This window comes from Bacillus sp. N6 (assembly GCF_052805735.1).
The window spans coordinates 339,165-351,831 of sequence record NZ_CM127843.1; the positions used below are offsets into that span (position 1 = coordinate 339,165).

Annotated in this window: 10 protein-coding genes; 8 read left to right on the forward strand and 2 right to left on the reverse strand. The window is 37.6% G+C overall.

The genetic code is table 11. The annotated features are described in order from the left end of the window. Nucleotides 1-6 precede the first annotated feature (6 nt). From gatA to ACUXVC_RS01865, 8 genes are all read left to right on the forward strand, one after another. Entirely contained in the window at nucleotides 7-1,464 is a 1,458-nt protein-coding gene (gatA, locus tag ACUXVC_RS01830) for an Asp-tRNA(Asn)/Glu-tRNA(Gln) amidotransferase subunit GatA (protein WP_000051441.1), read from the forward strand. 14 nt (nucleotides 1,465-1,478) lie between these two features. After that, entirely contained in the window at nucleotides 1,479-2,906 is a 1,428-nt protein-coding gene (gene gatB / locus ACUXVC_RS01835) for an Asp-tRNA(Asn)/Glu-tRNA(Gln) amidotransferase subunit GatB (RefSeq protein WP_001047685.1), read from the forward strand. A 557-nt stretch (nucleotides 2,907-3,463) separates the two neighbouring features. Further along, nucleotides 3,464-4,369, forward strand: coding sequence for a diacylglycerol kinase (locus ACUXVC_RS01840; protein ID WP_000977679.1), 906 nt, complete (start codon nucleotides 3,464-3,466; stop codon nucleotides 4,367-4,369). 140 nt (nucleotides 4,370-4,509) lie between these two features. After that, nucleotides 4,510-5,253, forward strand: a complete 744-nt coding sequence (locus tag ACUXVC_RS01845; protein WP_446025909.1) for an HAD family hydrolase — start codon at nucleotides 4,510-4,512, stop codon at nucleotides 5,251-5,253. Nucleotides 5,254-5,407: 154 nt separating this feature from the next. Continuing rightward, the gene (gabT, locus tag ACUXVC_RS01850) at nucleotides 5,408-6,772 is read left to right on the forward strand and encodes a 4-aminobutyrate--2-oxoglutarate transaminase (RefSeq protein WP_001093019.1); all 1,365 of its coding nucleotides are present in this window, start codon (nucleotides 5,408-5,410) and stop codon (nucleotides 6,770-6,772) included. Between the two features lie 115 nt (nucleotides 6,773-6,887). After that, nucleotides 6,888-8,255, forward strand: coding sequence for a sigma-54 interaction domain-containing protein (locus tag ACUXVC_RS01855; protein WP_053565389.1), 1,368 nt, complete (start codon nucleotides 6,888-6,890; stop codon nucleotides 8,253-8,255). After that, nucleotides 8,248-9,699, forward strand: coding sequence for an NADP-dependent succinate-semialdehyde dehydrogenase (gabD, locus tag ACUXVC_RS01860; RefSeq protein ID WP_065229669.1), 1,452 nt, complete (start codon nucleotides 8,248-8,250; stop codon nucleotides 9,697-9,699). The genes ACUXVC_RS01855 and gabD overlap by 8 nt, the downstream gene beginning before the upstream one ends. Nucleotides 9,700-9,746: 47 nt before the next feature. Next, the gene (locus tag ACUXVC_RS01865; RefSeq protein WP_000263262.1) at nucleotides 9,747-10,070 is read left to right on the forward strand and encodes a DMT family transporter; all 324 of its coding nucleotides are present in this window, start codon (nucleotides 9,747-9,749) and stop codon (nucleotides 10,068-10,070) included. A gap of 162 nt (nucleotides 10,071-10,232) precedes the next feature. On the opposite strand, the gene ACUXVC_RS01870 is transcribed toward ACUXVC_RS01865, so the two are convergent. Together ACUXVC_RS01870 and ACUXVC_RS01875 are read right to left on the reverse strand one after the other, a co-directional pair. Then, nucleotides 10,233-11,462, reverse strand: a complete 1,230-nt coding sequence (locus ACUXVC_RS01870; RefSeq protein ID WP_000007372.1) for an aminopeptidase — start codon at nucleotides 11,460-11,462, stop codon at nucleotides 10,233-10,235. A gap of 116 nt (nucleotides 11,463-11,578) precedes the next feature. Then, the gene (locus ACUXVC_RS01875; RefSeq protein WP_089170317.1) at nucleotides 11,579-12,661 is read right to left on the reverse strand and encodes a polysaccharide deacetylase family protein; all 1,083 of its coding nucleotides are present in this window, start codon (nucleotides 12,659-12,661) and stop codon (nucleotides 11,579-11,581) included. Nucleotides 12,662-12,667 lie beyond the last annotated feature (6 nt).

Below are 12,667 nucleotides of genomic sequence, written 5' to 3' on the forward strand. Positions count from 1 at the left end.
ATTTCGATGTCATTATTTGATCATTCAGTATCAGAGTTACATAAGAAGTTAAACAACAAAGAAATTTCCGTTACGGATTTAGTAGAAGAATCTTACAAACGTATTGCGGATGTTGAAGATAACGTAAAAGCTTTTCTTACATTAGATGAAGAAAATGCACGCGCAAAAGCGAAAGAATTAGATGCAAAAATCGGCGCTGAAGATAATGGTTTATTATTCGGTATGCCAATTGGTGTAAAAGATAACATTGTAACTAACGGTCTTCGTACAACTTGTGCGAGCAAAATGTTAGCAAACTTCGATCCAATTTATGATGCGACAGTTGTGCAAAAGCTAAAAGCTGCTGACACAATTACAATCGGTAAATTAAACATGGACGAGTTCGCAATGGGTTCTTCAAATGAAAACTCAGGATTCTACGCTACGAAAAACCCATGGAACTTAGATTACGTTCCAGGCGGATCTAGTGGTGGTTCTGCAGCAGCTGTAGCAGCAGGAGAAGTACTATTCTCTCTAGGTTCTGATACGGGTGGTTCTATCCGTCAGCCAGCTGCATATTGCGGTGTTGTAGGTTTAAAACCAACTTACGGACGCGTATCTCGTTACGGATTAGTAGCATTCGCATCTTCACTAGACCAAATCGGACCGATTACACGTACAGTAGAAGACAATGCATACTTATTACAAGCTATTTCAGGTATTGACCGCATGGATGCAACTTCTGCAAACGTTGAAGTTGGAAACTATTTAGCTGGTTTAACAGGCGATGTTAAAGGTTTACGCATTGCTGTACCGAAAGAATACTTAGGCGAAGGTGTTGGCGAAGAAGCTCGTGAGTCAGTACTAGCTGCTTTAAAAGTATTAGAAGGTATGGGCGCAACTTGGGAGGAAGTATCTCTTCCACACTCTAAATACGCTCTAGCAACGTATTACTTACTATCTTCTTCTGAAGCATCTGCTAACCTTTCACGCTTTGATGGCGTGCGTTACGGTGTTCGTTCTGATAATGTAAATAACTTATTAGACCTTTACAAAAACACACGTAGTGAAGGTTTCGGTGATGAAGTTAAACGTCGTATTATGCTTGGTACATTTGCTCTTAGCTCTGGTTACTATGATGCATATTACAAAAAAGCACAACAAGTACGTACATTAATTAAGAACGACTTTGAAAATGTATTTGCTAACTATGATGTTATTATTGGACCAACAACACCAACTCCGGCATTTAAAGTGGGAGAAAAAGTTGACGATCCAATGACAATGTATGCAAATGACATTTTAACAATCCCAGTAAACTTAGCGGGTGTTCCAGCGATTTCAGTTCCATGTGGATTCGGTGCTAACAACATGCCACTTGGTCTACAAATCATTGGTAAACACTTCGATGAAGCGACAATTTACCGCGTTGCACATGCGTTTGAGCAAGCAACAGACTATCATACAAAAAAAGCAAGTCTGTAAGGAGGCGAGCATAGATGAATTTAGAAACAATTATTGGTTTAGAGGTTCACGTTGAGTTAAAAACAAATTCGAAAATTTTCTCTGCGAGTCCAACAGAATTCGGAGCGGAGCCAAATACACAAACAAGTGTAATTGACTTAGGATACCCAGGGGTACTTCCTACTTTAAATAAAGAAGCAGTTAACTTTGCAATGAAAGCTGCAATGGCATTAAACTGTGAAATCGCAACGGAAACGAAGTTTGACCGTAAAAACTATTTCTATCCAGATAACCCGAAAGCTTACCAAATCTCTCAATTTGATAAGCCAATTGGTGAAAATGGTTGGATTGAAATCGAAGTAGACGGTAAAAAGAAACGTATCGGTATTACACGTCTTCATTTAGAAGAAGATGCTGGTAAATCAACGCATACAGCTGATGGTTCATTAGTAGACTACAACCGTCAAGGTATGCCTTTAATCGAGATCGTATCTGAGCCAGATATGCGTACGCCAGAAGAAGCATATGCATACTTAGAGAAGTTAAAATCAATCATTCAATACACTGGTGTATCTGATTGTAAGATGGAAGAAGGTTCCTTGCGTTGTGATGCGAACATTTCTCTTCGTCCAGTTGGACAAGAAAAGTTCGGTACAAAAGCGGAACTGAAAAACTTAAACTCATTCACTTACGTACAAAAAGGTCTTGAGCATGAGCAAGTGCGCCAAGAAAAAGAATTGTTATCTGGTGGCATCATCCAACAAGAAACACGTCGTTATGATGAAGCAACGAAGAAAACAATCTTAATGCGTGTGAAAGAAGGATCTGACGATTACCGTTACTTCCCGGAGCCAGACTTAGTTGAACTTTACATCGATGATGAGTGGAAAGAAGCAGTTCGAGCTTCTATTCCAGAACTTCCAGATGCACGTAAAGCTCGCTACGTTGCAGAACTAGGCTTACCAGCTTATGATGCACACGTGTTAACATTAACGAAAGAGATGTCTGATTTCTTTGAAGCAACTGTTGCAGACGGTGCTGATGCGAAATTAACATCGAACTGGTTAATGGGTGAAGTACTTGCATACTTAAACAAACAACAAAAAGAATTAAAAGACGTTGCATTAACGCCTGCTGGTTTATCTAAAATGGTTCAATTAATTGAAAAAGGTACAATTTCTTCTAAAATCGCGAAGAAAGTATTTAATGAATTAATTGAAAAAGGTGGAGACCCAGAAGAAATCGTTAAAGCGAAAGGTCTTGTTCAAATTTCTGACGAGGGTACACTTCGTAAAGTTGTAACAGAAATTCTTGATAATAATGAGCAATCTATCGAAGACTTTAAAAACGGTAAAGACCGTGCAATTGGCTTCTTAGTTGGTCAAATTATGAAAGCTACAAAAGGACAAGCAAATCCACCGCTTGTTAACAAAATCTTACTTGAAGAGATTAATAAGCGATAATAGTAGTGACTTTTAAAGATTAAGCAGAAAAACACCCGTACATGGGTGTTTTTCTAGGTTAATCAAACGTTTGTTTAAATGAGACAAAATCGTTTAAACAAACGTTTGATTAACTGTCAAAAGTGGAAAAATGTTTGTATAGCAACTATGGTATGATAGTTGCAAAAAGGTGGGAATAATGATAAATCTAAACATAGAGGTTTTTTTCATCTCATGAAATAATAGATAGTTATTATTCGTTATATGTAAATTTTTATGGAAGAATGGATAGAAATAAAGTGAAACTTTAATCAGTAGGAGGTTCATCCAACACTGATTATTAGCCCTCACCAATCGGGCATTTACTGCCCGCAAATAGCGGGATAAATTTTGGAGTCAAATAAAAAACCATTGAAATGAATATTTACTTTTGATGGACTACACGAATCGGGTTCTTACTGCCTGTTTGAGCGGGATAAAAGAAGGATAGCAAGATGAGAGGAGGTAGGCATGGGAATACTGAATAGAAGTTCAGTATGTTCTTTTTCGATACATAAAGAAATTTCCTGTGCTAATAAATGATGAAGCGAGCAAGAATTATTTATAATCCTACTTCTGGGCGTGAGCTATTTAAGAAGAGCTTACCAGAAGTATTACAAAAATTAGAACAAGCTGGCTATGAGACATCTTGTCATGCGACAACGGGTCCTGGAGACGCTACTGTGGCGGCGAGGCAAGCTGCGGATCGTAAGTTTGATGTTGTTATTGCGGCTGGTGGCGACGGTACATTAAATGAAGTAGTAAACGGTTTAGTTGGGCATGAATTCCGTCCGAAATTTGGAATTATTCCAGTTGGAACGACAAATGACTTTGCACGTGCAATTGGTGTACCTCGTTCTATTGAAGAGGCAGCAGATATTATTTGCGAAGGAAAAACAGTGCCATTAGACCTTGGTAGAGCGAACGATACATATTTTATTAACATCGCTGGTGGCGGTCGTATTACAGAATTAACATACGAAGTACCGAGTAAGTTAAAGACAGTATTAGGACAACTTGCTTATTACCTAAAAGGTATCGAGATGTTACCATCATTGCATCCGACATATGTTGAAATTGAGTATGATGGAAAGTTACTACAAGAAGAAATTACGATGTTTTTAATTACGAATACTCGTTCAGTAGGTGGATTTGAAAAGGTAGCACCGTATGCATCTATTAACGATGGGTTATTTGACCTATTAGTACTGAAAAAAGGTTCTATCGCTGATTTAATTAAAGCAGCAACACAAGCACAACGTGGTGAACATATTAATAATCCAAAAGTGTTATATACACAAGCGAACCGAATTAAAGTACATTCACCAGATAAATTAATGATTAATTTAGATGGTGAGTATGGTGGAGATGCACCGATGGAATTCGAAAATATATATCATTGTTTAGAACTATTTGTTCCTGAACATCAAGAGGATGCCCTGTAAAGGCATCCTTTTTTACTTTGTTAAAATGAATTGTAAATTGGGAGTTAGTTTGATTTTTATGGTATTTTTACAATTCTTTTATTTTACATCCATACTTTATTGATACACTGGAAGAGATAAGAAATGAGAGGTAGGGTGCTATGGAGAAGGTAAAGGCGATATTATTTGATAAAGATGGGACATTAATGGATTTTCATTCAATATGGATAAAAGTAGCTGAAGAGCTTGTAGCTGAATGTATAAGTTTATACCATTTACCAAGTACAATAGGGCAGACCTTATTAGAAGAGATTGGTGTAGAGGGAGCATTTGTTAATTCGAGGAGTGCAATAGCTGCTGGAACAAGCCTTGATGTAGCGAAGGGGCTTTGTAATTATATTGAGTCTGCTAGAGAAGAAGAGATGCATCAGTGGGTAAGTGAGAAGTTATTTTCCCTTATGTATGAGCATCGTTCGCATATGAAAATGACAGCGGATTTACCGAAAGTGTTACAGGCATTAAAAGATAAAGGATTTATATTAGGGGTTGTCACGGCGGATGATTTCGCACCAACAGAATTATTTTTAAAACAATATAAGTTGGAGAACTTTTTTGATTATATTATAGCCTCGGATACATTCCTTGCGCAAAAACCAGATAAAAAGATTATAGAAGTGTTTTGTGAGAAATTTAATTTAGAATCATGTGAGGTTGCGGTTGTTGGAGATACGCCAACTGATTTACATTTAGCTAAAAATGGCGATTGCTATGCAATTGGGGTGCTATCTGGTACGGGAGACCGTCCAACATTAGAACCACTTGCTGATTTAGTGTTAGATTCTGTTGGAGAGTTTATTTCTCAATCGGGTGAGTTTTTCTGGGAGAAAGAAAAGTCTAATGTGTAAGGAAAATAAGTCTATAAAGACTCTTAATGAGTCTTTATAGACTTATTTTTTATGCCTGGATACAAAGAATATAGGATAAATGCTAGAAAAGAAAGTTGGCATATATTTTGCAATAAGAAGAGAAAACAATGTAAAGAAAAGGATGGGGTACGCAATGAACACAAAAAAATTTGCTAAAGTAAATGAACAAATTCCAGGACCGAAAGCGGCATCTTTATTAGAACGCCGTCAAAATATAGTACCAAAAGGAGTAAGTAACGGCATCCCAACGTTTGTACAATCTGCAAATGGTGCTCTTGTAACAGATGTTGATGGCAATCAGTACATTGATTTTGCAGGAGCAATCGGGACAATTAACGTAGGGCATTGTCATCCAACGGTTAAAGAAGCGCTCCATAAACAAGTCGATCAATACATTCATACTGGATTTAATGTCATGATGTATGAGCCATATATTGAATTAGCAGAAAAGCTTGCGGCATTGGCACCAGGAAGTTTCGATAAGCAAGTCCTATTTTTAAATAGTGGTGCAGAAGCAGTTGAGAACGCGGTGAAAATCGCTCGTAAATATACGAAGAGACCTGGTATTATCGCATTTTCTAAAGGTTTCCACGGTCGTACATTAATGACAATGACGATGACAAGTAAAGTGAAGCCATATAAATTTGGGTTTGGTCCCTTTGCTCCAGAAGTATATAAAGCGCCATTTCCATACGAATACCGTCGCCCAGAGGGATTAACGGAAGAGCAGTATGATGATTTTATTATTGAAGAGTTTAAGAACTTCTTCATATCGGAAGTAGCACCAGAAACAATTGCAGCTGTTGTAATGGAACCTGTTCAAGGGGAAGGTGGATTTATCGTCCCAAGTAAGAAATTTGTTCAAGAAGTACGCCGCATTTGTTCAGAGAACGGCATCTTATTTGTAGCGGATGAAATACAAACAGGTTTTAGTCGTACAGGAAAATATTTTGCAATTGATCACTATGATGTCGTTCCAGATTTAATTACAGTGTCTAAATCATTAGGGGCTGGTGTACCGATAAGTGGTGTCATTGGACGTAAAGAAATTATGAATGAATCTGCACCAGGTGAACTTGGTGGAACGTATGCAGGAAGTCCATTAGGATGTGCAGCTGCATTAGCTGTTCTCGATGTAATAGAAAATGAGAAATTAAATGATAGAGCGATAGAATTAGGAAAAGTCGTAATGAACCGATTCGAAGAGATGAAAAATAAATATCATTGCATCGGTGATGTGCGTGGGTTAGGAGCAATGTGTGCATTTGAGGTCGTTCAAGATCGTAAGACGAAAGCACCTGACAAAACGTTAACGGCTAATCTATGTGCAGAAGCAAATAAGCGTGGGTTACTTTTATTATCAGCAGGAACGTATGGAAATGTTATCCGTGTGTTAATGCCTTTAGTTATTACAGATGAGCAACTTGAAGAAGGTTTAACAATAATTGAAGAATCATTGCAAGCTTGTTATGAGCAAACGAACATCGCTCGCGTTTAAAAACTGAAGTATAAATAGCAAACATTCTAGCTGACTCTATATTAAATGCAGAAAATTCACTTTATAATAAAGATAGTGAAGTGGATCGATGGATTTGAAGTTAGGGGTGGCTAGGATGGTTGCAGAAAAGGAACGAGTGTTAATGGATTTAAAAGATGTATTTGAATATGCGTTTGACGAAATTTTTGTTACAGATGAGCAAGGGATCGTTGTGCGTGTAAATAGTACATGTGAAAGGCACTACCAACTAGCTGCAGAAGAGTTAGTTGGTAAGCATGTAAAAGAACTACAAAAGGATGGAATCTTTTATCCATCAGCGACATTAGAAGTGATTGAAAAAAAGAGGCCAATTGAACTCGTTCAAACTACAAAATCAGGAGAGTATTTACACGTTCGTACAAGGCCTGTTTTTGATGATGAGGGAAATTTAAGAAGAGTGATTAGTTATTCTCGCGACCTTACTGAACTCTATCAATTACGTCAAAAGGTAGAGGAAATGGATAATCAGCTAAAAACATATAAAAAAGAATTAAGAGAAACATATGAGCATGAAGGACTTATTTTTAAAAGTCTAGCTATGCAAAAAATAGTCGATACAATCAAAAAAGTATCTGTAGTGGATAGTACTGTTCTCGTTTTAGGCGAGACTGGAGTAGGAAAAAGCCGATTAGTACGCCATTTACATGAAGTGAGTCACCGTAAGAATGAAAGTTTCTATGAAATTAATTGTGCGGCATTGCCAACTAATTTAATTGAATCGGAGCTCTTTGGATATTCAGGTGGATCTTTTACAGGTGCGAATCGTGAAGGGAAAAAGGGACTATTAGAATCCGCGCATAAAGGAACTCTTTTTTTAGATGAAATCGGTGAAATGCCGATTGAAATTCAAGCGAAGCTTTTGCAAGTATTGCAAGAAAAAACATTTCGTCCTATAGGCGGAAGAGAATTAAAAAAAGTAGATGTTCGAATTGTGGCGGCAACAAATAGAGATTTAAGCGAGATGGTGAAACAAGGAACATTTCGGAAAGATTTATACTATCGTCTGAATGTCATTCCAATTGCAATTCCCCCGCTTAGGGAAAGAACAGAAGATATTTTACCGCTTATTTATCATTACTTGCAGCACTTTAATAAAAAGTACGGACGTGATGTGAAACTAGCACCGGGTACATTACAAATGTTTGTCGGATATCCGTGGGAAGGAAACAATAGAGAGATAGAGAATGTAATTGAGAGAATTGTTATTACTGTCGATGATGTTGTAACGGTAGAGGATTTGCCACTCTCTATGCAAGAGGCTGCAGTTGAACAATCGGGGCAAAGCCTTTATAAAATGCTGGAAGAGGTAGAGAGAAATATTATTCTTAAAGCGTATAAAACGTATGGATCAAGTTATAAAGTGGCTGAGTTTTTGCAAATTAGTCAATCTGCTGCTACTAGGAAAATTAAGAAGTTCATAGAGGAGGAAGAAAACATTGGATAAAAAGGCGACTTTCGTAAGTATAGATAAAAAGGCGATGTATATAAATGGTGAGTGGATTACACTACAAGAACAAATTGAAGTAAATAATCCTGCGACGAAGGAAATATTTGCAACTGTACCAAAAGGCGGAGTAACAGAGGCAAAGCAAGCTGTTGATGCTGCGCATGAAGCTTTTAAAACGTGGTCTAAGTTAACGGCAGCAGATCGTGCCACGAAGTTAAAAAAGTGGTTTACGCTTATTGATGAAAATAAAGAAGAGATCGCAGCGATTATGACGAAGGAACAAGGAAAGCCGTTTGCAGAAGCGCTTGGTGAAGTAAATTATGCAAACAGTTTTGTTGAATGGTATGCAGAAGAGGGGAAACGCGTATACGGTGAAATGATTCCTGCTTCTCATCCGAATAAGCGCATTTTAGTTATGAAGCAACCAGTTGGCGTTATGGCAGCTATTACACCTTGGAACTTCCCAGCTGCTATGATTACGAGAAAGGTAGCCCCAGCGCTTGCAGCAGGCTGTACAGCCGTTGTGAAACCAGCAAGTCAAACGCCATTAACTGCATTGAAATTAGCTGAATTAGCCCATGAAGCAGATATTCCAAAGGGCGTAATCAATATCGTAACAGGTAGTGCAAAAGCAATTGCTGATACATGGATGGAAGATGGTCGCGTTCGAAAAGTGTCCTTTACAGGGTCAACGGAAATCGGGAAAGAGTTAATGGCTAGTGCGGCGCAAACGATGAAAAAAGTTTCGCTTGAGTTAGGGGGACACGCTCCGTTTATCGTAATGAATGATGCAGATTTAGATAAAGCAGTAGAAGCGGTGATTGGTTCGAAATTCCGTAATGCAGGACAAACGTGTATATGTACAAACCGAGTATTCGTTCAAGAAGAAGTATACGAAGTATTTGTAGAGAAGTTCCAAAAGTCAGTAGGGCAGTTGAAAGTAGGAGACGGTTTCGGTGACGGAACGACTGTCGGGCCACTTATTGATGAGAATGCAGTTTCAAAAGTACAAGAACATATTGAAGATGCTATTCAAAAAGGTGGAACAGTTTTATATGGTGGTCAAAAGGTCGCAGAGTTAGAGGGACATTTCATTCAACCGACTGTAATTGGGTTGGCAAATGATACGATGCTTTGTATGAATGAAGAAACATTTGGGCCAGTGGCACCAGTTGCGAAATTTAAAACAGTTGATGAAGTAATTGAACGTGCAAATAATACACCATATGGTTTAGCTGCGTATATTTTCACGAAAGACATTAGCCAAGCATTCCAAATTAGTGAAGCGCTAGAGTACGGTATTATTGGTCTAAACGATGGTCTTCCATCAGTTGCACAAGCACCATTCGGTGGATTTAAAGAAAGTGGTATCGGCCGTGAGGGAGGCCATTTCGGTATCGAGGAATATTTAGAAATTAAATATATTTCATTAGGACTATAAGTAGTATACTAGAATCTCTAAAAGGTAACAGAGAAGGAGATTCTAGTATGGTATATTGGCTATTATTACTTGTTACAATTATTTTTGAAGTAGCTGGAACAATCGCAATGAAACTATCAAATGGTTTAACAAAGCTCGTTCCAAGTGTACTTATTTTCGTATTTTATGGGATTTGTTTCAGCGTGTTTGCTATCGTCGTTAAAAAGATTCATTTAAGTATTGCTTATGCCATTTGGTCTGGCGTTGGAACGTTACTTATTACAATCATTAGTGTGTACTTTTTTAAAGAGCATATTAGCTTATTCCAAGCATTTTGTATTCTCTTTATTGTTTTGGGTGTCATTGGGCTTAAGGTTTCATCGGCATCATAAAAGGCTATCTTCCTGTGTGGAAGATAGCCTTTACTTTTATCCCGCTATTTTCCGGGCAGTAAGACCTCTACCTCAAAATTCAGCGAAAGCAAAGAAGTTAGGTGGGGGATCGGGCTGCCCGGAAAAGCCCAATTGGTGAGGGCTGATTAAAGTTTCACTTTATTAAAACGCCCAGTTACCTTTACGGAAGATAGGCTCATGTCTGCCATCAGCTGTAATACCATCGATATCAAGCTCAGCGGATCCAATCATGAAGTCGTTGTGTGTAATACTAGCGTTTGCGCCGTTTTCAGCAAGTTCTTCTTTAGACATTGTTTTTCCGCCAACTAAGTTAAATGCATAAGCATTTCCGATTGCAAGGTGGCAAGATGCATTTTCGTCAAATAGTGTATTGTAGAATAAAACATTTGTGTTTGAAATTGGTGAGTCATGAGGTACTAAAGCTACTTCTCCTAAGAAGTGAGAACCTTCATCTGTTTCTACTAAATGTTTTAAAGCTTCTTCACCAGCTTCAGCTTTATAGTCTACGATACGTCCGTTTTCAAATGTTAACGTGAAATTATCGATAATATTACCTGCAAATACTAACGGTTTTGTACTAGAAACTTGGCCGTTTACACCTGTTTTAAGTGGCATTGTAAATACTTCTTCAGTTGGAATATTAGCCATAAATGGTACGTTCTTTTCATTTAAGCTACCAGCACCAGCCCATACATGTTTTTCTGGAAGTTCGATTGTTAAATCTGTTCCAGGACCTGTATAGTGAAGAGCTTTATAATGCTTTTCGTTTAAGTAATCCACTTTTGTATGTAATGTTTCATCGTGTTCTTTCCATGCTTCTACAGGATTTTCTAAATCAGCACGAGTAGCTTTGAAAATAGCATCCCATAACTTTGCTTCTTGTTCTTCTGGCGCTACGTCAGGGAATACTTTTGCAGCCCATTCTTTCGTAGGAACAGAAATTACACACCAGCTTACTTTATCGGCTTGTACGTAATCACGGTATACTTTCATCGCTTCTCCAGCTACTTTATGAGCTGTCGCGATACGTGTTGCTTCTACACCTTTTAATAAATCAGGGTTTTCTGCATAGATAGACATAAATGCAGCGCCTTCTTTTGCTAATTCTTCACGAGCATGTGCTTTCCAAGAAGGGAATTCAGAGAAAGCTTCTTCAGGAGCTAGATCGAACTTTAAGCGTGTTAACGTCTCATCATTCCAATCCACATATACGTGTTTTGCACCAGATTTATATGCTTTCTCTGTAACGAGGCGTACAAATTGTACAGCTTCAAGAGGTGCACTAATTGATAAAGTTTGTCCAGGTTGAATATTAACACCAACATTAACTGCAAGAGCAGCATATTTCTCTAACGTTTGTTCAAATGACATATGTATAATCTCCTTTAATTTGAAAGATTTCTTACTATATATAATACAAGAAAATTCTAAAAATATATATAAATATAAAGTAAAAAGAGAGCTCAAAATGTATTGAGCTCTTACATTTACTTAATTGAAGAAGCAAACTGCTCTACAGTCGTTGTATGGTGTATACGAACGCGCTTCATCTTTAACAATTCATCAGGTTCACCCTTCGTAATGAATTGCCCAGGCTTTGTCGTCGTCGCAAATTGATAATACTTCTTCGTTTCTGCAACAACCTTATCATCTACATGACCGAATGGATAAGCAATCGCGATAACAGGCTTACCTGTTATTTTTTCTAGCTTTTCTTTTGAACCTTTTAACTCTTCCTCATAGTTTGTAATTTTCGGCAAGTCTGCATGTGTTGCAGTATGAGATTGCACCGAGAAAATGCCGGAATCAACCATTTCTTTTATTTCAGAAGTAGACAATGCTCCTTCTACATCAACGTTATCAACAATCATATATTCTGTTGCTGCCGGTTTAAAAGTATCATCTTTTAGCTTTTGTAAAACGCGAAATGCATTCATATTATTTTTCATACCGTCATCAAATGTAACGAAAATCGGTTTATTTACTTTATTTATATCGCCCCAGCGTTCAAACGTTAACAGCGTATAACCATTGTCCTTTAAATGTTTCATTTGTGCTTCAAAGTTAGCTGGTGATACGAATAAGTCTTTAATACCTTGACCATGATAATCATCAATTGCGTGATACATAAGAACAGGAACCTTTTGTTCGAAAGTAATAGTAGATTTCGTAAGCGGGATTGTTTTCCCATCTTCTTTCATTCCTGTTGCTTCAATTTGGAACTCACCGCGTTTTCCTTCAAATTCCTTTATATCAAAAGGAAGTGTGAATTGTTTCTCTTTTTCTTTAGAAGAAAAAGATTTAGCACTTTCCTTGCCATCAGCTGTGCGCCAAATTTTATATTGTACTTCATTTAAAGAATCTTTTATGTCTGTAATATGAATACTTGTGTTTGTAGATTCGTGTGTAACTGCATTATATGAGATTTTACCTTGTTTTTGCACAGTCTCTTCTTGTTTCTTAATCCCTTGAGCCGTTTTCTCTTTTTTAGGTTCTGGACTTACATTGTTAGTATTACAGCCTGCTAGAATGGCAGACGTACATAAAGCAATTGCTGCGTATTTTCTCATGAAAAT